Genomic DNA, 23,253 nt, shown 5'->3' with positions numbered 1-23,253 from the left:
TCGATATATATAATAAGAACCGTAAACATAAAATGTTGTAGACAACACAATGGAAATACGCATGTATATAGCAGCATAAGAAGGGATGTGTCCTGATCATGGCAGCAAAGAAATTCAATCACTTAACAGATGTAGATACTGCACAGGTAGCAGGTATCGGCCGAGACATAGCTATCCGACATGGCAAGGAGATGGAACAGGCTGCGGATTATATTCTATTAGGAAGTTTGTCGTATATCACCAGAGAAAAGGATATCGATTCCGCGGAAGAATTGCAAAAGGATGTTGATGACAGTGTGAAGAACTATTCAGTCAAGGCCAGATTGCTGGACTTCGTTGGCAAGAATTGGGACGTCATCAAAGATTTTAGTAATGCGGCAGGACAGAAAGAATTAAAAGCTGTTTCGCAGTATCTTGACCCTGCAGAACTTAACTACCGTAGCTGTGAGAATAGCACACCATACGAACTATCCATGTTGGGAACTAAAATCCTGGACCTCAATGCAGAAGATACCTTATTAGAACATTGTGCAGGAATAGGCGGTTTTTTAGCTGTTGTTGCAGCTGAGAAACAGGTAGCCAGAGCCATTGGTATCGAATATAACAGGGAGAATCAGGTCGTCGCTAATGTTCGTGCATTCATTGCCAACAATGCCTTTGAGGTAGAGCAGGGCGATGTTTTAACGCAAGATTATAAAGGCTTGGAAGCGAATAAAGTATTTTCTCACCCGCCCATGGGGGTAAGAAGAGCAGGTGTTTCTGAAAAACTCTATCCCCGATTAAAAGAACGATTGGCCAGAACCCGTCCTTCTCAGCGGCTGGATTGGGAATATACGCTTTCGGCTCTTTGCAGCCAACGGGAAGGAGGAAAGACAGTAGTTGTCGTTCCTGACGGGATGCTGTTTTCTATAGGACGCGACATCATGCTTCGAAAACAACTGACCGATGAAGGTCGTCTGGAAGCCGTTATTTCACTTCCGTCGGGTATCCTTGCAGGAACTGGCGTCAAAATTAGTCTGCTGGTATTTAGTGAGAACAACTGGAATGTCAATATGGTGGATGCTAGCGAAATGGGCGTACGGATGAAAGGACGTACCAAGCTGAGTCTGGCTGATATCGACCAGATTGTATTCTGGTACGGGCAGAAGTCCGATTCTGAACACAATAAAATCGTTGATTTGGGACAGATGGAGCAAAAGGATTATACATGGATGCCGTCGGCCTATTTCCGGGGAAAATTGTCCGTTTTGGAAAATCCTGAAAAGCTGGGCGATTTGGCTGAGGTTTGCCGTGGCGGCAATATAAAATCATCACAGCTGGAAGATTGGGCAAGTGACGAGCCAACAGAATATCAATATATTATGCTCAAGCATATCGAAAATAACGAAGTATCTGATAACCTGCCGTACCTGAAAGAAATAGACGAGAAGCATCAAAAGTCTCTGCTGCAGGCCGGTGATCTGCTGATTTCCCGAACGGCCCCATTCAAGGTAGCCATCATGCCTGAAACCGGCACGAAAGTTCTGGCTAACGGGAATCTGTACTATTTGCGATTCAAGTCGGACAAGGTGAATCCGACTTATGCCATGATGTTCTTGAACAGCGAACGAGGCAGGCAGGCTCTGGATGCCTTTTCTAAAGGTATGACACTTAGCATGCTTTCTTTGAAAGACTTGGCCGATATTGAGATTCCCGTTATATCGATGGAAAAGCAACGGGAAATGGTCAAGCAGTATGAGGAGTTGTCCAAAAAGCTGCGGCAGATCCGGACGCAGGAAAATGCCGTTATGGAGAAGATGACCGTATTGATGAACGGTTGCGGAAGGAGATAATAGAATGATTACTACAGAGCAGAGAAGTAAGGTTGATAAAATTTGGCTGGATTTTCATAGCAATGGTATAGCCATTCCTTCTGATGTCATGGAACAGTTCAACTATCTGGTTTTCCTGCGTCAGCTGGATGAACTGGAAACAAGACGGGAGAAAAGGGCCCGCATGGTAGGAGAAAACTATGTACCAAAGGTGTTTGTTACGAAAGAAGAACAGGATTATCGCTGGCAAAAGCTGATGGATATGAGTAATACGGAAGACCGGTTCAAATTATTTCAAGAAAAGGTTTTTCCCTGGCTTATTGCTCTGAATGATGATGAAGATTCGGCTTATGCTCGTTACATGAAGAAAGCCGTGTTCAAGATACCAACAGCTTTGGCTTTTGAAATAATCATGCGGGACATTAACGATTTGGAGCTGAAAGATGAGGACAGCAAAGGCGACCTCTACGAATATATGCTTTCAAAGATGGGGGCTTCCAAGATCAATGGCCAGTTCCGCACCCCAAGGCAGATTATCAAGATGATGGTGGCCATGGCGAATCCTCAGCCTACGGATATTATCGTAGACCCGGCTATGGGCAGTGCTGGCTTCCTGGTTGCTGCCTCGGAGTATATGCATGCCAAATTCAAAGACTCATTCTATGATGAAGGATTTCTGCGTCACTACAAGCACGAAATGTTCCATGGTTTTGACAACGACACCACCATGCTACGCATCGGGGCCATGAACATGATGCTGCATGGCTTGGGCAGTGCTGATATTGCCTATAAGAACAGCCTTGGGGTAAGCAAAGACGGAGATAAAGACAATGTGGATGAGGATAAGGAAAAGTATACGCTTGTTCTTGCAAATCCTCCCTTCAAGGGAACACTTGATAACGCTCAGGTGAATCCAGAACTGCTGAAGATTACCAAATCAAAGCATACAGAGCTGCTGTTCCTGGCTTGGTTCCTGCGTAGCCTGTCTATTGGTGGCAGAGCCGTTGTCATTGTACCCGCAGGGGTAACTTTCAGCACCAACAGGGATTTTTTACAGATACGCAAGGCTATTATTGATGAAAATAGGCTAGAGGCGGTTATTTCTATGCCAAGTGGTATCTTTCAGCCCTACTCTGGAGTTGCAACGGCTATATTATTGTTTACCAAGACTGGCCACGGCGGTACAGATAAGGTTTGGTTCTACAATATGGAAGCAGATGGCTTGTCTCTTGATGTGAAGAGGACAGAAGTGGAAGAAAATGACATTCCTGATATTTTGGCAAGATGGCAGAATTTAGATGATGAAGAAAACAGGACACGCAAGGATAAGAGCTTCTTTGTTCCAGTAGAGGAGATTAGAAATAATAATTATGATATTTCCATAAACAAATACAAGGAGATTGCCTTCGAGCAAAAAGTATATCGCCCGTCCAAGGTTATTACAGCAGATATCGAAATGTTGCAGAAGGAAATGGCTATAGACTTGGCCAAGATTATGGAGATGCTAAAATGATGAAATATAGTTTTGGAGATGTATTTGAGGATGTGACAAAAAAGGGCACCAAGATTCCTCGTATGGAATATTTAGCTGAAGGGAAATACCCTGTTATTGACCAAGGGAAGGAGTTTATAGGCGGCTATACTGATAATTATGATGGAATATTTAATGATGTTCCAGCTATCATATTTGGCGACCATACTAGAATTTTGAAATATGTGGATACACCTTTTTTTATCGGTGCTGATGGTGTTAAAATCTTGGCTCCTAAGCTGGCTGGAGCAAATTGTAAATATTTGTATTATGCCTTGCAGAAAGTCTACGTTCCTGATACGGGATATAACAGACATTTCAAATGGTTGAAAGAAGCCGATATTGTCGTTCATGATGTAAATAAACAGAATGAGATTGTTGGTCAGCTGGATTTGCTGACAAGCATGATGAATAAACATCAACTTCTACTCGACAGGTATGATGAGCTTGTCAAATCACGATTTGTAGAGATGTTTGGAGACCCGGTGGTTAATACGCATGGATGGGAGAAAACTCGATTAGCAGACAAGTGTGATATTGTAACTGGTAATACGCCATCACGCAAAGTGAAGGAATACTATGGAAGCAATATCGAATGGATAAAATCGGACAATATCACGGATGCTAAGATTTTGACTACTGCCACAGAATACCTTTCTGAAAAAGGTGAGGAAGTCGGACGTACCGTGGAGGCTGGAAGTATTTTGATGACTTGTATTGCAGGTAGTTTGCGTTCCATCGGTAATGTTGCCATAGCTGACCGAAAAGTAGCATTCAACCAACAGATTAACGCCATAATTCCTAATGAGCAAAATACACATTTCATGTACGAGCAATTCAGATTATCCAAAGACTATATTTGTAGTGGTGTCAATATGGCACTAAAAGGAATTTTGAGCAAGGGGCAACTTTCTGAAATAGAGTTCGTATTTCCACCAATCGACCTTCAAAAACAATTCGCCGACTTCGCAGCACAGGCCGACAAATCGAAATTGACCATCCAAAAGTCGATGGATAACCTTCAGGAGCTGCGAGACTCTTTGTTGCAGGAGTATTTCGGCTAATAGGCGAATATGATATTTATGTGCGGAGAGGAGGACTGATTATGACTTCAAATTTTTCGTTCTTGCAAAAGGAAAATAACTTCAAACCCTTCGCTCCCCTTATGCTTCAGGCTGAGCGAGCTATGAGCATATCACCTATGCTGGCTGCTACCCAAGCACGGGCTGCACTGGAAGTTACGGTAAAATGGCTCTACAATATTATGGGCATTCGTCAGCCCGTTATATATGGTGACAATGGCAAGGAATATAACCCCAAGCTGTCGGATTTACTGAAGGACAGGGAGTTTAAGGCCGAAGTGACCGATCATGATGTATATGAGCAAATGTGGGCTATTACCAAAATCGGCAATAAGGCTGTGCATACAGGAGAGGCCACCAAGGCAGAGGGTATGCTGGCCCTGAAGCAGCTCTTGCAAGTGGGCAACTGGGTGGACTATCTATATGGCGAAGATGATGACTACGCCGAACATCGTGCCTTTGATGAATCATTGGTGCCGAACCCGGACAGTGTTTCAGACCTGAGCCATACAGAACAGCAAAAACTGGCTGCCTTGGAGCGTAAAATGGTCAAGACGGCAGATAATATGCTCCAGCAGGAGAAGGAACTGGCTAAGATTCAAACAAAGTTAAAGAAACAAAGTCAGGAGTTGTCGGCTAAGGATGCTGAGATAGAGGCCCTTCGCCGGGAACTGGCCAAGCAAAAGAGTCAGAATCAGAGTCATCGTCGTTACAGTCTGGATAAAGCTACTGAGGCAGAAACCCGCAAGTACCTGATAGATGAAGCACTGGCAGAGGTTGGCTGGCACTTTGGCAAGAACATGGAGGTAGAAGTGCCCGTGCAGGGTATGCCCATCAGTGAACGCAGCCCTAAGGGCAATGGCTACTGTGATTATGTACTCTATGATGATGCCCATGTGCCTTTAGCTGTGGTGGAAGCAAAACGAACCAGCGTGGGCGTTGAAGATGGAAGCGTACAGGCCAGACTTTATGCCGACTGCCTGGAAAAACAGTACGGAAGAAGACCGATTATCTTGCTGTCCAATGGCTACGAGTTTTGCTATCTGGATGATCTTTCCGGCTATCCACGCCGGAAAGTATCGGGGTTTTTCACCCCGGAGGAACTGCGAAGGCGTATGCGTCAGCGGAACCGTCAGCCCCTTACGTCAGTGCATCCGAAAAGTGAGATAGCTGGCAGGCCTTACCAGCTCCATGCCATACAGTCTGTGGCAGAGGCTGCTGATAAAAAGATAAGGAAATTCCTTATTGTGCAGGCTACTGGAACGGGCAAGACTCGTGTGTCTGCTGGTATTTCGGACATTATGCTTCGTTCTGATTGGGCGTACCGTATTTTGTTCTTGGCTGACCGTAATCCACTGGTACGACAGGGAAAGAGCAGCTATACTGACATCTTCGGCAATACTTATCCCTTGTGCAATCTGGTGCTGGCAAACAAGGACAAGAACAGTGAGATGGCGGAGAACCCGGAAAACAGTCGGATTATCTTCTCTACTTATCCCACCATGCTGAATTCCATAGACAGCCGACGTAAAGACGATGGCAGCCGTCTTTTTACACCGGGGTACTTTGACCTTATCATCTTAGATGAGAGCCATCGAAGCATCTACAACAAGTATCAGGATATATTTGCCTATTTTGATGCCATGCTTCTTGGGCTTACGGCTACGCCCAAGGCAGATATGGACCATGATACGTATGGCTTCTTTGATTTGCCCCAAGGGGAGCCTACTGATAACTATGACTACAGGGACGCTGTGGAGCAGGGCTATCTGGTTGATTATGAGGCGGTAGATTGCAGTACCAGACTATTGACGGAGGGGCTGAAGTATAATGAGCTGTCCCCTGAGGATAAGGAAGAATACGAGCGCACCTTTGGTGACGAAGAGGACGACGGTACGAATACCAACAAAAAGGACATACGCCCGGATTTGTTCAACAAGACAGTGTTCAATGCTCCCACCATAGATAAAGTTTTGCAGCGACTAATGTCCGACGGCATATATGTGGAGGACGAGGACAAGCTGGGAAAGACCATCATCTTCGCCAAGAATCATACCCATGCTGAGACCATCGTTGAGAGATTTCATAAGCTATATCCAGAATATGGAGATAGCTTTATCCAAATCATTGATTATCGCATCCCTTATGCCGATGACCTGATATTGGAATTTGGCACTCCTGAGAAGATGCCACAGATTGCTGTTTCGGTAGATAAGCTGGACACGGGTATAGATATTCCGCCTATTGTCAACCTTGTCTTCTTCAAGGTTGTACAGTCCTACAGTAAGTTCTGGCAGATGATTGGCCGTGGTACACGTAAATGCAAGGATTTGCTTGGCAAAGGGAAGGATAAGGAGAAATTTCGTATCTTTGACTGGGGCGGGAATTTTGCCTTTTTCAGCATGCCGGAGCACCGTGGGAGCGAGCCAGGTGCTACCCCATCTATCAGCTCTCGGATCTTTGCGTTGAAAGCTGACGTTGTAAGCATTCTGCATGAATCTGGTAAGGTTAAGGACGTCTCTGCAGACGAGGGAACATCTTTCGAAGAATGGATGGCAGCAGAGTCCAAGATTGGAGAATATACGGTAGACTCCGAACCTGACGAACAAAATGTTTACAGGCGATTTGTTTCCGACCTGTATAAAGGGGTTTCTGGTCTGAACTTCGAAAGCTATCGGGTTAAGATGAGGCAAAAGGTCGTAAACAAGTATCAGGATATTGGTGTCTTGGCCAGCTTAACCAAAGATGGGGCTAATGAAGTAAGGAAAGAAATCGCTCCACTGATGGGCAACACGGATAACGACGCATTGGCAACGCGGCGTTTTGACCATATGATGCTGGCAGTGTTGTTGGATTCCCTGCTGCAAAAGAATTCGACCTTCCATGTTGGCTCAGTAATCAGAACTGTGAAAAAGCTCCAATCCCCTAGATACAACAATATCCCAGAGGTCAGAGCAGTTAGGCCCTACATCGACAGGGTGGCTACGGAAGCGTTCTGGGAAAATATTCCCTTGGGGCGTATCGAAGCAGCCCGCCGCAAGTTGCGGGATATTGTCAAATATATCGAGGTGGAAGAACAACCCATCTACTATACCAATTTCACGGATGACGAGTTGGCAGGGAAGCCTGCTCCGCATATAGAGCCAGTGGTGGTATCAGAATCTTACAAGGAAAAGGCTGAAAGCTATCTGCGGGAACATAAGGACCAACTGGCCATTCATAAGCTGTATACCAACCTGAAGCTGACCGCTGTAGAGTTGCGGGAGTTGGAACGTATTTTATGGCAGGACCTTGGCTCTGAGGAAGATTACCGCAAGGTCTATCATGACTTACCCGTCCAGAAGATGGTCAGGAAAATCGTTGGGGTTGACATTCGGACGGTAGAGGGCTTGTTCAGTAAGTTCTTACAGTCCAATCGTCTGAACACCAAGCAGATGGATTTTCTTCGCACTGTCATCAACTACATCGTTAAGAATGGATATATTGACAATATGCAGGAAACACTTGGTCAAGAACCGTTCAATAAGTTCGGCGATGTCGTTGATTTATTTGGCGATAGCCAGGATAGTGAAGACGACATTCTATCGATAATGGATACCGTCAAGGAAATTACCAATAATGCTATGGATATTGCATAAGAGTTCATACATCATTCATGGGAACGAGGAACTAACGAGAATACCAACTATCTTTTGCGAGAGCTCTTCCCGAAAAGGCAAGGATATCCACGGATAACAGGAATAGCACCAGCCTCCGCCCACACGAGCGGAGGCTGGTGCTATTCGTCAACTACAGCGTCTTGCCCTCCTACTTGATGACTTTGAGGGCCTTCCTGTCGGCGAAGACGGCGACGAAGATGAGGAAGATGACGCCTTCGATGAGCTGGAGGGTCTGCGGCGAGAGGCCGATCATCGTGAGGCCGGTGTAGAGGACGTAGAAGAGGAGCGAGCCGACGATGATGTTGCCGAAGCGCACCTTCGCGCCGCCGGAGATCGGCATGCCGCCGAGCACGAGGGCGATGAGGATCTGCGTCTCGAGCTGGTTGCCGACGTTGGCGGTGGCGGAGCCGTTCTTGACGATGTTGAGGAAGGCGGCGAAGCCTGTGAGCGCGCCCGCCAGCGTATAGATGAAGAATTTCATGCGGTCGGTGCGGATGCCCGCGAACATGGCGCCGCGCTCGCCGGCGCCGATGGCCTTGAGATAGGTGCCGAACGGCGTGAAGCGGAAGACGAGGAAGCCGACGAGGACGATGAGGACGGTGCAGGCAAGCTTGAACTCGATGCTGTCATAGTCGTAGACGTCCATGCTCGCGCGAACCGGCGAGTCGGAGGCGAAGTATTTGATGAACCCGCGGAAGAGGAACATCGTGCAGATCGTGACGATGAAGGACGCGATTTTGCGGCAGACGTGGAAGTAGGCGTTGATCGCGCCGATGACAGCACCGGCTGCGATGCCGCCGAGGATGGCGAGGCCGATGCCGTGCGGGGAGAGGATACAGATCACGATGGAGGAGATGCCGAGGATCGACCCCTGGGAGAAGTCGAGGCCGCCCATCGTCATGATGAAGAAGACGCCCATCGCGGCGATCATCACGACGTAGACCTGATTCAGCAGCAGGACGAGGTTCCTCGGGGCGATCATGGCGCCGTTGGTCAGAAAGATGAACAGGACGAAGACGGCGACGAGGCCGACGACGGGGAGATACGTCCGGATCTGGTTCATGCGCCTTGCTTTGGCGCGTTCCTCGTCTATGGAAAGTTTTATTTCATTCGTACTCATCATGCACCCTCCTTATACCATCTTGGAAATCAACATGTTCTCGCTGAGCTCCCGGCTGCGCGGGAGCTCGCCGTTTACGGCGCCGTCCTTCATGATGAGGATGCGGTCGCACATGCCGATGAGCTCCATGAGTTCCTCGGAGATCATGATGACGGATTTGTTTTTCTTGCGCATGCGGTTCATCAGTTGGTAGATGTCCTGTTTGACCTTGATGTCGATGCCGCGTGTCGGCGAGTCGAGGACGAGGATGTCGGAGTCCTTGCCGATCCAGCGCGCGAGCACGACTTTCTGCTTGTTGCCGCCGGAGAGGTCGGAAACGAACTGGTCGACGTCCTGCATTTTGACGGACATCTGCCCGGCGTATTTTTCCGCGAAGGAGCGGAGCTTTTTGTCGCTGAGGAACTGCAGCGGGCCCGCGGCGAGATCCGGCAGCGAGGGGAGCGTGATGTTGTCCTCGATGCTCTGGTTGAGGATGACGGACTCGTTGTCGCGATCCTTGGAGGTATAGGCGATGCTGTGCGCGATGGCGGTCGGGATGTCATCAATCTCGGTGCCGTCGGCGAGCTGCACGCTGCCCGTGCGGTCGTAGGAGGCGCCGAAGACGGCTTTGCCGATCTCGTGCATGCCGGACTCCGAGAGGCCGCCGAAGCCGAGGATCTCGCCCTTGTGCAGGTCGAAGGAGATGTCTTTGAGGAGACCCGGCACGGAGACGTCCTTTACGGAGAGGACGACTTCGTCTGACACCTTTTCGCCGTAGTCCGTGCGGTAGTAGTCGCCCGTGACCTCGCGACCGACCATGAGGCGCTTGAGGTCGTCCTCGGTGACGTCGCTGCTCTTCACGGTGTCGATGTAGCTGCCGTCGCGCATGATGGTGATGGTGTCGGATTTGTCGAGCACCTCGGCGAGGTCGTGCGAGATGAAGATGACGCTGTTCCCCGACGCGCGGATGCGGTCCATCTGTTTGTAGAGTTCCTCGCGGCCCTCCTGCGAGAGCGCCGTCGTCGTCTCGTCGATGACGACGATTTTCGGGGAGAAGTAGGTCGCTTTGATGATCTCGATGAGCTTTCTGTCCTCGAAATTGTACTCGTCGATCTGCTCCTCCGCGCGGATGTGGGAGAACTCGTATTTTTTCAAAAGCTCGTTCGCCTGCCGGTTCATCTCGCGCGTGTTCTTGATGCCGTATTTCACGAAACGGTTTTCGTGGCCGAGGAAGATGTTCTCCGCGACGGTGAGCCCCGAGAGTGTGCCGAGTTCCTGCACGATGATGGAGATGCCCTCCTCGTTTGCTTCAACTTGATTTTTCGGGTGTACTTCCTTGCCGTCGAGGATGAATTTCCCGCTGTCGATCGTGTAAATGCCGGTCAGCATGTTGGTCAGCGTCGATTTGCCGGAGCCGTTTTCGCCGATCAGTGCGTGTACCTCGCCTTTGTTGACGTTGAAGGATACGTCGCGGACGGCTTTTGTGATACCGAAGGATTTGGATAAATGCTGCACTTGCAGTCTGATTTCACTCATTGCTACACCCCCCTTATTTGACAATGGCGCTTCTCACCGTTTTCGTCGTCAGCGCGACGATGATCAGCAGTGCGAAGCCGGTGATCACATCCTGAATGGCTGTCGGCGCACCGAGCGCGACGAAGCCGTAGAAGATGATGTTGATCATGAACTCGCCGAGGACGATGGCCTGGATGGGGATGCCATATTTCTTGAAGGCAAGGCCGAAGAAGCAGCCCATGGTCGGGATGAAGTTGCGGCTCATGGAGGCCATGCCCGTGACGGCGACCATCGAGGAGCCGTAGGAGATCGTCAGCACGGACATGATGCCGAAGAAGATGCCGCTGATGAGGAACGCGAGAAATTTGTAGCGGTCGACGTCGATGCCAATGTTTTTCGCGATGAATTCGTTGCTGCCGATAGCGTAGGTGTAGGTGCCGATCTTCGTGTAGTTCAGGATGGCATACGCCGCGAAAAAGGTCAAAAGCGCGAGGATGAGGTTGCCGGGCATCTGCCCGAAGAGGCGGAGATCGGCGGGCAGCGTCTGCGCGGCACCGCCCGCGATCATGTTGGCGAGCGATTCGTAGATGAGCGCGAGGCCCGTCGTGATGATCATCGAGGGGATGCGCAGCTTTACGTAAAAGAAGCCGTTGCAGGCGCCGATGATCGCGCCCGTCAGGAGGCAGCCGCCGAGGAGACCAAGGTAGCCGTAGCCCGTTGCCGCCAGTTTGCAGCCGATGATGCTGGCGAGGATGATGGCTGCGCCGATGGAGAAATCGAACATGCCCATGACGATGACGAGGTAGAAGCCGACGGCGCCGGCCGAGGCGATCAGGCTCGCCTGAAAGTAACTCAGCATGTTGTCCATCGTGCCGAAGTTGTCTGGCGTGAGAAGTTTGAACACGAGCCAGGACACGAAGATCATCAGGCACAGGATCAGGTAGCCCTTGACGGTGGACGACATTTTTTTCTTGCTTATGTTCTGTGTGCGTGCGTCCATGTTTCCTCCTTATAGTACGATAGGCAGTATCACATCTGATACTGCCTATCCTCATACGCTTGCTGCGAAGCGCAGACAAGCTGTTTCGATGCGATAATTACTTACTTCCCGGAACGGGCTGCGGCGTCAGCGATGGAGAGCTTCGCAGCGGATTCCTTGAGCTGGTCGAGCGTCATCTTGGACATTTCGACGAGTTCATCCTTCGTGAAGGGGAGGTTCTTGACGAAATACTTGTCATATTCGCCGTAGTCCTGCGGGGAGGATACGTAGAGGTACGGGAACTCCATATCGACAAAGTTGTTCGCGACTTCCTTGTTGTTGCCCTTGATGGCGTTGTAGACCATCATGAATGCGTAGAGCGGGTCGCAGTAGTGGCCGCCGGACTCGCCGGCGATGGAGCCGTTCTCGAGGCGCGTGCCGAGATCCGGCAGGAAGTCCGTGGAGACGATCTTGATGGTGCCCGTCTTGCCCGCGCGCTCGACCGCCGCGATCGCACCCTGGAGCGGGTCGCCGCCGCCGCCGGCGGGGATGAGGGCATCGAGTTTCGGATCCGCGCTCATGAGAGCTTCGGCAGCCTTCGCGCCGCCTTCGGAGGAAGTGCCGGCATACTGCGGGTCAGAGAGCTTCGCCTGGTCGTCCGGATGGTTCGTGTTCCAGTCTTCGATGCCGGCCTTGTAGCCTTCCCAGCGGCCGAGCCAGGTTGCGTCGCCCTGTTCCCAGCCGATGAGACCGATGTCGCGGCAGCCCTTGTCGAGGAGGATCTTGACGAGCTTCTTGCCGTTTTCTACCTCGTTCTCATGCACGGCGCCGATATAGTACTGTGACTTGACGGCCTGCGCGTAAATATCCGGGTTCTTATCTTTGTTGATGATGCGGAAGAACTGGGCCAGATAGACGCCGTTATCGTTGGCCGTTTTGATGGCGGAGGCCATTTCGGTGTCCGATGAGTTGCAGATAATGATACCCTGGCAGCCCGAGGCGACGAGGGTTTCGACGGACGCCGTGACCTTCTCCGATACGTGACCCTGGTCGACGTAGACGAGCTCTACGCCGAGCGCGTCCGCCGCTTCATCGAGGATGCGCTTGCACTGCGAGCCGAGCACATCCGTCGAACTCCAGATGGAGACGCCGATCTTCACCTTGTCGGGCGCTCCCTGCTGCTTCGTCGCCTGCGTGCCGCAGCCCGCGAAGGCAAATACGCAGACCAGAAGCATTGCGATCGCACTTAGGATGCGTTTCGCACCATGCCAATTCATCTTCATGTTGCTACCTCCTAACTCATAAAGCAAAAACCTTCCAAAGAGTCTTTCCCGCGCTCTCGCCATATCGTCTGTTCTTTTCAAGTGATATGTTCCCGAGCACATTTTCTGATTACGATAATAAACGCTTTTTCAATATATGTCAATAGAAAATTCTGGCACTTCGATAAAATATCTGTAAAATATGAGGAAATACATGGGGGATATATCGAATTAAAAGGGAACAATGCGAAAAACAGAGATAATTCGTTTATTGGCGATAAAATAAGATAAAGATTGACAAAAGAGGATGGCTGATGTATCTTAGGAAATATAAATATGTGCTCGAACACAATATGTCGCATGTTTAGCGATTCCTATCGTATGAGGGAGGGACGTCTTATGGCAGAAAATCGTCAGGAGGAAGCACGCCGGGCGCAGGAGATCCGTGCAGGCGAGACGGCGCTCGGCATTGAGCTCGGCTCGACGAATATTAAGGCGGTGCTCGTCGGCAAGGACTGCCGGACGCTCGCGTCGGCGAGCTATGGCTGGGAGAATCGGCTTGAGGATGGGATCTGGACGTATGATCTCGAGCAGGTTTGGGCTGGAATCCAGACCTGCTTCACGGAGATCAAGGCGCAATTCTCCGCGCAGTTCCAAACGCCGCTCAGGGAACTCGGCAGCATCGGCGTCAGCGCGATGATGCACGGCTATCTGCCGTTTGCAAAGGATGGAAGGCAGCTCGCGGCCTTTCGCACGTGGCGCAACAACATAACGGGCGAAGCGGCCGACGCGCTCACGGCGGCGTTTTCCTTCAATATACCGCAGCGCTGGAGCATTGCGCATCTCTATCAGGCCATCCTGAACGGCGAGGCGTCGGTCAAAGAGATCGATTTTCTCACGACGCTTGCGGGCTATGTGCACTGGCGGCTTTCGGGCGAGCGGGTGCTCGGCATCGGCGACGCGTCGGGGATGTTTCCTGTCGATGAGGCGAGCGGCAACTATGATGCGGCGCTAATCTCGAAGTTCGACGCGTTGCCGCGCGTCAAGGCGCAGCCGTGGAAGCTTCTCGAAATCCTGCCACGCGTGCTGCGCGCTGGCGCGTGCGCGGGCCATCTCACAGAGGAAGGCGCGCGTCTTCTCGATCTCAGCGGGCAGCTCGCGCCGGGCGCGCTCATGGCGCCGCCGGAGGGGGACGCGGGTACGGGCATGGTCAGCACGAACGCCGTGCGCAAGCGCACGGGCAACATCAGCGTCGGCACATCGGCGTTCTCGATGCACGTGCTCGATGCGCCGCTCCGGCAGGTGCATCGTGATATCGATGTGGTCACGACACCCGCGGGCGCGCCCGTCGCGATGGTGCATACGAACAACTGCACGAGCGATCTCAACGCATGGGTGAACCTCTTCGGCGAGTTCGCCGCAGCCATCGGCCATCCGATTGAGGGTAAGGAGCTCTACGGGACGCTGCTCGGCGCCTCGCAGCAGGCGGACGCGGACGCGGGCGGGCTGCTCAACTACAGCTGCCTTTCCGGCGAGAACATTACGGAGGTCGAGGCGGGCCGGCCGCTTTTCGTGCGCACTCCGCACAGCCGCATGAATCTCGCGAATTTCATGCGCGCGCAGCTTTACGGCTGCTTTGCGCCGCTCAGGCTCGGCATGGACATCCTCGCGGGCGAGGAAGGCGTCGAGACGGATGTGATGATCGCGCAGGGAGGGCTCTTCAAGACGCCGGTCGTCGCGCAGCAGGCGCTCGCCGACTGTCTCGATCTCCCCATCTCCGTCATGAAGACGGCGGGCGAGGGCGGCCCCTGGGGCATGGCGGTGCTCGCGGTCTTCGCGAAATGGCACGCAGGCGAGAATCTCGCGGACTTCCTCGACGAGACGGCCTTCCCGCAGGCGGAGCGGACGACGCTCGCGCCGACCGAGGCGGGAAAGCGCGGCGCGCAGGCGTTCCTCGCGGTCTACCAGAAGGGTCTTGCCGTGGAGCGCGGCGCGGCCGTGATCCCGGATCATGTATAAAGGAACCACTGACTGATTCGGCACTTTCTAAGGAACCGCTGATTAAATGAGGTGCTCCGGATTTGCGTGGATGCGCTGTATCTCCCTAGGAGACAAACCGGAGGCGTAGCAGAGCTACGCTGAGGATTTGTCGACGACGGGAGGACAGTGCAGACGCGTGAAGACGGAATGTCGAATTAATCAGTGGTTCCCTAAAAGCTATGACGAAAGGAGCAGTTCTATGCTGGAATCCCTCAAGCAAGAAGTCTATGAAGCCAATCTCCTCCTGCCGAAATACGGCATCGTGACGTTCACATGGGGCAACGTCTCAGGAATCGACCGCGAGCGCGGCATCTTCGCCATCAAGCCGTCGGGCGTTCCCTACGAGACGCTGCGGCCCGAGGACATCGTGCTGGTCGATCTCGAGACGGGAAAGGTCGTCGAGGGCGAGCTGAACCCGTCGAGCGACACGCCGACGCACCGCGTGCTCTATCAGGAGTTTCCGACGCTCGGCGCCGTCGTCCACACGCATTCCTCGTGGGCCGTCGCTTTTGCCGAGGCGGGACTCCCCGTCGAGGCGCTCGGCACGACGCATGCCGACAGCTTCTACGGCGACGTGCCCGTGACGGACGCGCTGACGCGGGAGGAGATCGAGAGCGCCTACGAGGAGAACACGGGCAAGGTCATCGTGCGCACATTCAGCAAACTGGGGCTCGACCCCGACGCCGTCCCCGCCGTCCTCGTGCGCCAGCACGGCCCATTCACCTGGGGGCCGACGCCGAAGAAGGCCGTCGAAAATGCAAAGGTGCTCGACGTCGTCGCCGAGATGAACTACCACGCGCTGCAGCTCACGCGCGCCGATTGCCGCGTGCCGCAGTACCTGCTCGACAAGCATTATTACCGCAAGCACGGCGCCCATGCCTACTACGGGCAGGCGCAGAAATAGAGAAATACCGCTGCCGCATGACTCAGCGGCTGGATAGTGTCTTATAGAGAAAGGAAGTCACCGTTATGGAAAAGATCAGAGACTATGAATTTTGGTTCGTCGCCGGCTCGCAGTTCCTCTACGGCGAGGAGCAGCTCAGAAACGTCGCGCGCGACGCGCAGGATGTCGTCGATAAGCTCAACGAGAGCGGCAAGCTGCCGTATAAGGTCGTCTGCAAGGGCGTCATGACGACGGCGGACGGCATCACGCAGTTCATGAAAGACGTCAACTACCACGACGAGGTCGCGGGCGTCATCACCTGGATGCACACGTTCTCTCCCGCGAAGAACTGGATCCGCGGCACGGTGCTGCTGCAAAAGCCGCTGCTGCACCTCGCGACGCAGTACCTGGACCGCATCCCCTACGACACGATTGATTTCGACTATATGAACCTCAATCAGAGCGCGCACGGCGACCGCGAATACGGCTACCTCAACGCCCGCCTCGGACTCAGGAACAAGATCGTCTACGGCTGGTGGGGCGATGAGGAGGTGCAGCAGGAGATCGCCGACTGGGAGGACGTTGCCGTCGCCTATAACGAGAGCTTCCGCATCAAAGTCTGCCGCTTCGGCGACACGATGCGCAACGTCGCCGTCACGGAGGGCGACAAAGTCCAGGCGGAGATCCAGCTCGGCTGGACCGTCGACTACTGGCCTGTCGGCGACCTCGTGGCCGTCGTCGATGCCGTCGCGGAGGAAGATATCGACGCGGAGTACGCGAAGCTCAAGGAAGCGTACATCCTGAACCCGCAGGAAAACGGCGCGGAGGCCTTCGAGAGCTCCGTGCGCTACCAGCTCCGCGAGTACCTCGGCATCAAGAAATTCCTCGACGACCGCGGCTACACGGCGTTCTGCACGAACTTTGAGGATCTCAAAGGCCTCAAGCAGCTGCCCGGCCTCGCGTCGCAGCTTTTGATGCGTGACGGCTACGGCTTCGGTGCCGAGGGCGACTGGAAGACGGCCGCGCTCACGCGCCTGCTCAAGATTATGGCGCACAACGACCGCACGGTATTCATGGAGGACTACACGCTCGACCTGCGCAAGGGGCACGAGGCCATCCTTGGTGCGCACATGCTCGAGGTCGACCCGACCATCGCGAGCGATCAGCCGCGCGTCGAGGTGCATCCGCTCGACATCGGCGGCAAGGACGACCCCGCACGCCTCGTATTCACGGGCGCGGACGGCGAGGGCATCGACTGCACCGTCGCGGACTTCCGCGACGGCTTCCGCCTCATCAGCTATCCCGTCACCTGCCGGCGCGCCGAGGCCGAGACGCCGCATCTCCCCGTGGCCAAGCAGCTCTGGACGCCGAAGGTCGGCCTCAAAGAGGGCGCGACGGCCTGGATCGAGGCGGGCGGCGGCCACCATACCGTCCTCTCGTTCCGCCTCAAGGAATCGCAGATCCACGACCTCGGCGTCATGCTCGGCATGGAGCTTGTCGAGATCTGCTGAGCGCGGCGTCCTCCTGCCGGGTACGCGGCAAGCGTACGCCCGCCGCTTCGTTTCTCCTGGTGAGCGGCGGGCAGCACGCGAAACATCTCCCGGTTCCCAAAAGCAAAGCATCCCGGAGCAGTCGCTCCGGGATGCTTTGCTTTTATTCGTGTGTGACGCGTTGTCTGTGCTTCGTTTCTGCGCTTTTTAGACAACATTGCGTTTGTCCGTGTGCGGTGCGTTTCCTCGCACGGGCAGCAGCCAGCCGCTCAGTCGTCGCATTCCGTGACGTTCTCGAGGATGCGGATCTCGTTGCGCATGATGTATTTTTCGTGTTCGGGTGCGATGCCGTTGACGAGTTGGTCGAATACGATCTGCATCGCACAGTGTCCCTGCGTACGCGGGTGCTGGTAAATGGCCGCCTGGATGACGCCGCGCTTCATCATGTCGATCGTCGTCGGGATCGTGTCGAAGACAATGGCGGTGAGGTCGGTGCGTTCGCGCGCGAGGATGGCGCGCGATGCGCCGTAGGCGCCGGAGGAGGCGACGAAGAGCGCGTTCGTCTCAGGATGCTCGTCGAGGAGGCGCGCCGTCTCCTCGTAGGCGATCATGTCGTCGTCGTTCGTTTCCTGCACGCCGAGATAGCGGAAACCCGGCTCCTTTTCGAGCACATCGAGGAAGCCCGCGAGCCGCTGGCGGTGGCCGTACATGTCGAGCGAGCCGAGGAGCACGCCCGCGCGGATCTCAGGCGGTCCGATCATCTTGAGAAGCGCGCCCGCCGTGCGGCCGCCCTGCAGGTACGACGGCCCGACATAGCAATGGCGTTTCGAGGCGGGCGCGTCGTTGTTGATGGTTACGACGAAAATGCCGGCGCGGACGCAGGCGTTGAGCTTCTCGAGCACGCGGCGCTCCGAGAGCGGACTCACGATGAGCGCGTTGACCTTCGGCATGAGCTCGTCGAGGATGCGGCACTGCTCGGTGGCATCGAAGCCGCGCGTGCTGCGCCAGAGTACCTGCAGGCCGAACTCCGCGTATTTTTGCGCGCGGTGGTGCATGGCGTCGAGCACCTCGTCGAAGAAATGGACGCCCTCCGAGGCGATGAGCACGCCGACGACGGGCTGTGTCCTGCGCGCCGAAAGCGCCTTGCCTGCAGGATTGGGCCGGTAGTTCAGCTTCTCCGCCATCGCGCGCACGAGAGCTGCTTTCTCCGGGCGCACCTTGCCGCGCCCGTTCAGCACGCGGTCGACCGTGCCGCGCGATACGCCGCAAAGCTCTGCAATCTGTTTGATGGTAACCATTCCTATCGCCTCCCTGCCGGTGTTTTCTTGCTTTCATTATATCGGTCGGCGTGGGGAGCGTCAAGGAAACGCGGGGGGCTGCGGGCCTTCTTCCTGAAAGGTCAGTTTTTGGTGATCGTCATGTCTTCGTGGTCGGCTTCGGCTTTTCGTATCATGTCTTTGAGCCGTTCGATGTTTTTTTTGTGGCGGGTGATCGCGAAGCCGATGCGGGTGTGTTCTTCTTCGGTGAAGGACGGATTTTTATAGGATTCTTCGATGCGCCTGAGGCGTTCTTCTACGTCGCGGAGTTCATCCTTCATCGGTTTTACATGCTCCAGAGCGAAGCCGTAGACGGCCCGAATCTGATCTTCCACGTACTGGGCGTAGCCCGGTTCGCCGGATTCCTTTTCCAGCCGTTTGGCGACGTGATAGATGATATCAAAGGGGCTTTCGCCGCTGTGTATCATGTTGAGAATTTCCATTTTGACCTGCTGTTGCTGCCCGTGCGGCTGTGTGATGAGCGGGTCTTTTTTATTTTCCTCCGATTGGGACGAAGCACTGTATTGTGAGTCTTCTTCTGACATCCTGACCGTCTTCCTTTCTGTTTGTCTTTTTCATGAATCAGTATAGCAGAAAGGCATGAGGCATTCCAGTGTTTCCTGTCGCGCCGCAGTCTGCAGCTGGCTGTTTCCGTCGGCGTTTGATATACTAATAAGAGAATGGTATAAGGAAAGGGTGGCATGGATTGAAACGATATGAGAATCTTTTGCTGGTTTCAGACTTGGACGGTACCCTGATCCCGCGCGGCGGGATCATTTCTGCCGAGAACCGGGAGGCCGTTCAGGCGTTTGTCGACGGGGGCGGCCGGTTTGCCATTGCGACGGGGCGGACTCCTGAAGCTGCGGCCGGATATATTGGGGATCTTCCGATCAATGCGCCGTCGATTTTTTTCAATGGAGCGATGCTTTATGATTGGGAGCGCCGCTGCGTGCTGTCGACGCGCCCGCTTTCCGCAGCAGGCGATGATGAGATATGGCCGCGGTTTGCCGCAGCCTGTCTGGCATCCTTTCCGCATGCCTGCATTGAAATCTATACGGCGGACAACTGCCATATCATCAGCAGGGAGCGTTACGATGACCCGCGCCTGCCGCTGGAGTATTATCGTTATGAGCATTGTTCGCTCGATAAGCTGTCTGATACGAAAAAAACGCCCTGGCTTAAGTTTTTTGTCCGCGATGAGCCGGCGGCGCTGCACCGGCTGGAACGTCTGGCGGATCAGTTCGGTGTCCGTGCGATCAGCAACAGTTTTTATTCCGAAGTGAATTATTATGAGTTTGTGGCGGCGGGAGTGTCCAAGGGGACGATGATCCGGGAGCTGCGTCAGCGGCCGGAGTGGCAGGGGTACCGCATTCTGGCGGCAGGCGATTATCTCAATGACAATGAGATGCTGGCTGAGGCGGACGTCGGCATCGCCCCGGAACAGGCGCATCCGGATACCCGCGCTGCTGCCGACTGTACGGGATGCGCGGCAGAGGAGCATCTGATGCGCTGGATTCTGGATCATATTATAGAAGGAGCCGATGCTCGATGAAACAAAGGAAACATATTTATGTGCTTGCTACCGGCGGGACGATTGCGGGGCAGGCGGAATCCGGAGTAGCGACGACCGGCTACCGGGCTGGAGCGGTTTCTGTTGACGCATTGCTTTCCGCGGTGCCGGAGTTGTCGGAGCTCGCGGAGGTGTCCGGTGAGCAGGTTGCGGCAATAGATAGTAAGGATATGACGGAACAAATCCAGTGGGAGCTGGTACGGCGCTGCCGGGAACTGCTGACAGCCGGCGGCGCGGATGGCATTGTCATTACGCATGGGACGGATACGATGGAGGAAACGGCGTATTTTCTGAGTTTGCTGGTCGATACGGAAAAGCCGATCGTGCTGACCGGAGCCATGCGGCCGGCGACAGCGCTGAGCGCGGATGGACCGCTGAATCTTTTGGACGCAGTCCGCGTGGCTGCCAGCGATGTGGCCGGAGGCATGGGCGTGCTGGTGGTCATGAACAATCAGATTGACGGTGCGCATGATGTGACCAAGACGCATACGATGTCAGTGGATACGTTCCGCTCGCCGGATTCCGGCGCGCTGGGCCGCGTGAACGATGGAGAGGTTACGTTTTTCCGGCGCCCTGTTCATACGCCGTTGCCGCACAGCCAGTCTCTGCCCGGCGAGGGTGCTTCCTTGCCGCAGGTTCGTATTCTGTACGGCTATGGCGGTGATGACGGAGCTTTGGTCGAGGCGGCGGTCCGCTCCGGTGCGAGGGGAATCATCTATGCGGGGATGGGCAATGGCAGTCTGCCGCAGCCGGTGGAGCAGAGGCTCGCTGCCGCTGTCCGGCAGGGAATCGTCGCGGTTCGCAGTTCGCGCGGCTGCGGCGGCAGCGTGACACAGGCTGAGGCGTCCTACGAGCAGGCGCATATCCTGTACAGCGGAACGCTGAATCCGCAGAAAGCCCGGATCCTTTTGCAGCTTGCTTTATTGCAGGGGCGGGATCGTTCGGAAATACAGGAGCTTTTCCTTCGGTATTGAATGGTTTCAGATTGTTTCCAGTATCAATCATTTTCTTTCAAGGTGAATGTCGTATCCTATAAGACAAGGAGATCCAGTCGGATCAGAATGCAGAAAACGGCATTATCCGGGAGGGATGATCATGACGAAACGAGAAACGAAGAAGTTCCATAAATATCAGCCGCAGCGTTTCCGCTGCCGCGTGATTCGTGCGGGGTGGGCGGTTCGCAGCCTGACCGCCGCGGTGATGATGCTCATGGCCGTGCTGGCACCGGTTCATCTGGTCCGCAGCTATGCTGCCCCGCTGCCGGACGAAATGGCCATGGCTCCGGTTCTGGTTGCGGCGGATTACAGTGAACGCCGCACGCTTTTTGGCGGGGGATTGAGCCGGGACCGTCAGGCGAGGATGCTGGCCATGCAGCTGCTTATGCGGGCCGGCGATGCTGAGCGTGATGTGACAGAGGATATGAAAGCGTTGGAGCAGGGGAGTACGCATCTGCAGGGGCTGGAGTATCGGATGAAGAGCGTGGACAGCCTGACGCGCAAGATTTTATCGGATGCAGAGGAAGATCAGGTGAGCCTGCCGGAAGCGGCGGCCGGGATCGGCGATGCGCTGCGCTACACACTGGTCATTGAAGATGCGGCGTACAGCCGCGTCGTTCCGCAGTCCGTCAGGCTGCTTACGGATAAGGGTTATGTGGTAGAAAAATTCCGCAATGCCTGGGGCGGAAAATTTTATCAGGGCGTCAATGTGCATCTGAAAAGTCCCTCCGGCATGAAGGTGGAGCTGCAGTTCCATACGCCCCAGTCGTTTGCCGTCAAACAGGCTTCGCATGAGGTTTATGAGATACGCCGAAACCCGGACTCGACGCCTGAGGAGGTCGAGGAAGCGACGCGCCGGAGCATCGAATATAATGCTTGTGTGACGGCTCCGGCCGGCGCCGGTGCGTTGCATATTCCGCTGTCCGCCTGAACCCGGTCGGGGCGGCGTATCGGATTTAGAAAAAAGATTTGACAAAGAAACCCAATATGAGTATAATAGATTTTGTCAGTCAGCGGGTGGGAGATTTCACCCCGGCGACAGGATGCGGAAATAGCTCAGTGGTAGAGCACCACCTTGCCAAGGTGGGGGTCGCGAGTTCGAGCCTCGTTTTCCGCTCCATTCCGCGGAAATAGCTCAGTGGTAGAGCACCACCTTGCCAAGGTGGGGGTCGCGAGTTCGAGCCTCGTTTTCCGCTCCATTCTGTACAGTTCCGCTATGCGGTGCTATAACAATGGGCCTATAGCTCAGTTGGTTAGAGCAACCGGCTCATAACCGGTCGGTCCTTGGTTCGAGTCCAAGTGGGCCCACCAATTTCCAACATATTTTCCATGACTCAGTAGCTCAGTTGGATTAGAGTATTTGACTACGAATCAAAGGGTCGGGGGTTCGAGTCCCTCCTGGGTCACCATAGTGGGTAGGTGCCCGAGTGGTTAAAGGGAACAGACTGTAAATCTGTCATCTTCGGATTACGATGGTTCGAATCCATCCCTGCCCACCACCATGACATGCAGCGTCGCGAGAGCGGCGCTTTTTTGCTGTCATAATGGGCAGCAAAAAGCCCGTTGCGGTATGCAGCGGGCATCATGGACAAGATTATTTCTGCTCCATCGGGCAGGAGGCGGCGGAAGGCGTGTGTTCTGCCGTGTGTTTCCCCTCAAACAGAGCTTGGCTGACACGGCGCATGAGTTCCTCTTCTTCTGCGGCAGCCGAGAAGACAACCTGTTGGTCATCTGGCAGGATTTCGCCTTCCAGCTGTGTGATGGCCAGCTGCAGACGGTGTTCTTTATCCGGCCGGAAGGAATAGGCGCGTCGTGTGGACAGCCATTCCGTGATCATCTCGATGTTTTGGAATGAAGCGTTCTTATTATAATTTTTGTAGACTTCTGCCGCGATTTCAGCTGCGCGCTGTATGTTTTCTGCAGCGCCAATGATGGAGAAGGTATTTTTCTGGCCCTCGGTGATAAGTTTTGTGATGATGTACAGCATAACCGTTCCTTTCTGTATTCCATCCAATCGGAAA

Annotated in this window: 17 protein-coding genes and 5 tRNA genes; 15 read left to right on the top strand and 7 right to left on the bottom strand. The window is 54.1% G+C overall.

The genetic code is table 11. From position 1 onward, the window contains the following. The first annotated feature begins 98 nt into the window (after positions 1-98). The 4 genes from FYJ78_RS00980 to FYJ78_RS00965 are packed head-to-tail and all read left to right on the top strand — an operon-like array spanning position 99 to position 8,062. Positions 99-1,832: an N-6 DNA methylase gene (locus FYJ78_RS00980; RefSeq protein ID WP_154619526.1), complete on the top strand. Its 1,734-nt coding sequence runs from the start codon at positions 99-101 to the stop codon at positions 1,830-1,832. Positions 1,833-1,836: 4 nt separating this feature from the next. Beyond that, the gene (locus tag FYJ78_RS00975; RefSeq protein ID WP_154619525.1) at positions 1,837-3,324 is read left to right on the top strand and encodes a class I SAM-dependent DNA methyltransferase; all 1,488 of its coding nucleotides are present in this window, start codon (positions 1,837-1,839) and stop codon (positions 3,322-3,324) included. After that, positions 3,321-4,406 (top strand): restriction endonuclease subunit S, encoded by a 1,086-nt coding sequence (locus FYJ78_RS12880; protein WP_235899743.1) that lies wholly within the window; start codon positions 3,321-3,323, stop codon positions 4,404-4,406. Before FYJ78_RS00975 ends, FYJ78_RS12880 begins: the two co-directional genes overlap by 4 nt. Positions 4,407-4,447: 41 nt before the next feature. Beyond that, positions 4,448-8,062, top strand: coding sequence for a DEAD/DEAH box helicase family protein (locus FYJ78_RS00965; RefSeq protein WP_154619524.1), 3,615 nt, complete (start codon positions 4,448-4,450; stop codon positions 8,060-8,062). A 169-nt stretch (positions 8,063-8,231) separates the two neighbouring features. Here FYJ78_RS00965 and FYJ78_RS00960 read toward each other — a convergent pair whose 3' ends face one another. The 4 genes from FYJ78_RS00960 to FYJ78_RS00945 form a co-directional block, all read right to left on the bottom strand. Then, positions 8,232-9,203, bottom strand: a complete 972-nt coding sequence (locus FYJ78_RS00960) for an ABC transporter permease (RefSeq protein ID WP_154619523.1) — start codon at positions 9,201-9,203, stop codon at positions 8,232-8,234. Positions 9,204-9,215: 12 nt separating this feature from the next. Continuing rightward, on the bottom strand, positions 9,216-10,718 hold the full coding sequence (locus FYJ78_RS00955) for a sugar ABC transporter ATP-binding protein (RefSeq protein WP_154619522.1): 1,503 nt from the start codon (positions 10,716-10,718) through the stop codon (positions 9,216-9,218). A gap of 13 nt (positions 10,719-10,731) precedes the next feature. After that, positions 10,732-11,697 carry an ABC transporter permease gene (locus tag FYJ78_RS00950; protein WP_154619521.1) on the bottom strand — a complete coding sequence of 322 codons (966 nt, stop codon included), beginning with the start codon at positions 11,695-11,697 and terminating at the stop codon, positions 10,732-10,734. Between the two features lie 101 nt (positions 11,698-11,798). Beyond that, positions 11,799-12,959: a sugar ABC transporter substrate-binding protein gene (locus FYJ78_RS00945; RefSeq protein ID WP_154619520.1), complete on the bottom strand. Its 1,161-nt coding sequence runs from the start codon at positions 12,957-12,959 to the stop codon at positions 11,799-11,801. Between the two features lie 378 nt (positions 12,960-13,337). Here FYJ78_RS00945 and FYJ78_RS00940 point away from each other — a divergent pair, with 378 nt between their 5' ends. The 3 genes from FYJ78_RS00940 (at position 13,338) to araA (ending at position 17,372) form a co-directional block, all read left to right on the top strand. Further along, on the top strand, positions 13,338-14,957 hold the full coding sequence (locus FYJ78_RS00940; RefSeq protein WP_154619519.1) for a xylulokinase: 1,620 nt from the start codon (positions 13,338-13,340) through the stop codon (positions 14,955-14,957). Positions 14,958-15,177: 220 nt separating this feature from the next. Continuing rightward, the gene (locus FYJ78_RS00935; RefSeq protein WP_154619518.1) at positions 15,178-15,882 is read left to right on the top strand and encodes an L-ribulose-5-phosphate 4-epimerase; all 705 of its coding nucleotides are present in this window, start codon (positions 15,178-15,180) and stop codon (positions 15,880-15,882) included. 65 nt (positions 15,883-15,947) lie between these two features. Then, positions 15,948-17,372, top strand: coding sequence for an L-arabinose isomerase (araA, locus tag FYJ78_RS00930; RefSeq protein WP_154619517.1), 1,425 nt, complete (start codon positions 15,948-15,950; stop codon positions 17,370-17,372). Positions 17,373-17,620: 248 nt separating this feature from the next. On the opposite strand, the gene FYJ78_RS00925 is transcribed toward araA, so the two are convergent. Further along, positions 17,621-18,649 (bottom strand): LacI family DNA-binding transcriptional regulator, encoded by a 1,029-nt coding sequence (locus FYJ78_RS00925; RefSeq protein WP_154619516.1) that lies wholly within the window; start codon positions 18,647-18,649, stop codon positions 17,621-17,623. A 101-nt stretch (positions 18,650-18,750) separates the two neighbouring features. After that, positions 18,751-19,212 carry a hypothetical protein gene (locus tag FYJ78_RS00920; protein ID WP_408014401.1) on the bottom strand — a complete coding sequence of 154 codons (462 nt, stop codon included), beginning with the start codon at positions 19,210-19,212 and terminating at the stop codon, positions 18,751-18,753. Positions 19,213-19,373: 161 nt separating this feature from the next. On the opposite strand from FYJ78_RS00920, the gene FYJ78_RS00915 reads away from it, so the two are divergent. The 8 genes from FYJ78_RS00915 to FYJ78_RS00880 all read left to right on the top strand — a co-directional run bounded on the left by FYJ78_RS00915 (position 19,374) and on the right by FYJ78_RS00880 (position 22,731). Further along, positions 19,374-20,219, top strand: coding sequence for an HAD hydrolase family protein (locus FYJ78_RS00915; RefSeq protein WP_154619515.1), 846 nt, complete (start codon positions 19,374-19,376; stop codon positions 20,217-20,219). After that, on the top strand, positions 20,216-21,211 hold the full coding sequence (locus FYJ78_RS00910; protein ID WP_154619514.1) for an asparaginase: 996 nt from the start codon (positions 20,216-20,218) through the stop codon (positions 21,209-21,211). Before FYJ78_RS00915 ends, FYJ78_RS00910 begins: the two co-directional genes overlap by 4 nt. Before the next feature lie 121 nt (positions 21,212-21,332). Next, positions 21,333-22,163 (top strand): hypothetical protein, encoded by an 831-nt coding sequence (locus FYJ78_RS00905; RefSeq protein WP_154619513.1) that lies wholly within the window; start codon positions 21,333-21,335, stop codon positions 22,161-22,163. Between the two features lie 114 nt (positions 22,164-22,277). Beyond that, a tRNA-Gly gene (locus FYJ78_RS00900) sits at positions 22,278-22,352 on the top strand. Between the two features lie 4 nt (positions 22,353-22,356). Beyond that, positions 22,357-22,431 (top strand) — tRNA-Gly (locus FYJ78_RS00895). Between the two features lie 35 nt (positions 22,432-22,466). Then, positions 22,467-22,543 (top strand) — tRNA-Ile (locus FYJ78_RS00890). A 20-nt stretch (positions 22,544-22,563) separates the two neighbouring features. After that, a tRNA-Arg gene (locus FYJ78_RS00885) sits at positions 22,564-22,641 on the top strand. Between the two features lie 4 nt (positions 22,642-22,645). Then, positions 22,646-22,731, top strand: a tRNA-Tyr gene (locus FYJ78_RS00880). Positions 22,732-22,826: 95 nt separating this feature from the next. On the opposite strand, the gene FYJ78_RS00875 is transcribed toward FYJ78_RS00880, so the two are convergent. Continuing rightward, positions 22,827-23,246 carry a hypothetical protein gene (locus FYJ78_RS00875; protein WP_235899742.1) on the bottom strand — a complete coding sequence of 140 codons (420 nt, stop codon included), beginning with the start codon at positions 23,244-23,246 and terminating at the stop codon, positions 22,827-22,829. Positions 23,247-23,253 lie beyond the last annotated feature (7 nt).

This window comes from Wylensekiella montiformis, assembly GCF_009697385.1.
Classification (GTDB): domain Bacteria; phylum Bacillota; class Negativicutes; order Selenomonadales; family Selenomonadaceae; genus Selenomonas_A; species Selenomonas_A montiformis.
The sequence above is the reverse complement of the archived record's forward strand: the minus strand, read 5'-3'. Positions and strand labels throughout refer to the sequence as shown.

What these genes read in the sequence shown, in the direction of transcription:
- FYJ78_RS00980 (WP_154619526.1), top strand. Translation starts at nt 99, where the DNA reads ATGGCAGCAAAGAAATTCAATCACTTAACAGATGTAGATACTGCACAG.
- FYJ78_RS00975 (WP_154619525.1), top strand. Translation starts at nt 1,837, where the DNA reads ATGATTACTACAGAGCAGAGAAGTAAGGTTGATAAAATTTGGCTGGAT.
- FYJ78_RS12880 (WP_235899743.1), top strand. Translation starts at nt 3,321, where the DNA reads ATGATGAAATATAGTTTTGGAGATGTATTTGAGGATGTGACAAAAAAG.
- FYJ78_RS00965 (WP_154619524.1), top strand. Translation starts at nt 4,448, where the DNA reads ATGACTTCAAATTTTTCGTTCTTGCAAAAGGAAAATAACTTCAAACCC.
- FYJ78_RS00960 (WP_154619523.1), bottom strand. Translation starts at nt 9,203, where the DNA reads ATGAGTACGAATGAAATAAAACTTTCCATAGACGAGGAACGCGCCAAA.
- FYJ78_RS00955 (WP_154619522.1), bottom strand. Translation starts at nt 10,718, where the DNA reads ATGAGTGAAATCAGACTGCAAGTGCAGCATTTATCCAAATCCTTCGGT.
- FYJ78_RS00950 (WP_154619521.1), bottom strand. Translation starts at nt 11,697, where the DNA reads ATGGACGCACGCACACAGAACATAAGCAAGAAAAAAATGTCGTCCACC.
- FYJ78_RS00945 (WP_154619520.1), bottom strand. Translation starts at nt 12,959, where the DNA reads ATGAAGATGAATTGGCATGGTGCGAAACGCATCCTAAGTGCGATCGCA.
- FYJ78_RS00940 (WP_154619519.1), top strand. Translation starts at nt 13,338, where the DNA reads ATGGCAGAAAATCGTCAGGAGGAAGCACGCCGGGCGCAGGAGATCCGT.
- FYJ78_RS00935 (WP_154619518.1), top strand. Translation starts at nt 15,178, where the DNA reads ATGCTGGAATCCCTCAAGCAAGAAGTCTATGAAGCCAATCTCCTCCTG.
- araA (WP_154619517.1), top strand. Translation starts at nt 15,948, where the DNA reads ATGGAAAAGATCAGAGACTATGAATTTTGGTTCGTCGCCGGCTCGCAG.
- FYJ78_RS00925 (WP_154619516.1), bottom strand. Translation starts at nt 18,649, where the DNA reads ATGGTTACCATCAAACAGATTGCAGAGCTTTGCGGCGTATCGCGCGGC.
- FYJ78_RS00920 (WP_408014401.1), bottom strand. Translation starts at nt 19,212, where the DNA reads ATGTCAGAAGAAGACTCACAATACAGTGCTTCGTCCCAATCGGAGGAA.
- FYJ78_RS00910 (WP_154619514.1), top strand. Translation starts at nt 20,216, where the DNA reads ATGAAACAAAGGAAACATATTTATGTGCTTGCTACCGGCGGGACGATT.
- FYJ78_RS00905 (WP_154619513.1), top strand. Translation starts at nt 21,333, where the DNA reads ATGACGAAACGAGAAACGAAGAAGTTCCATAAATATCAGCCGCAGCGT.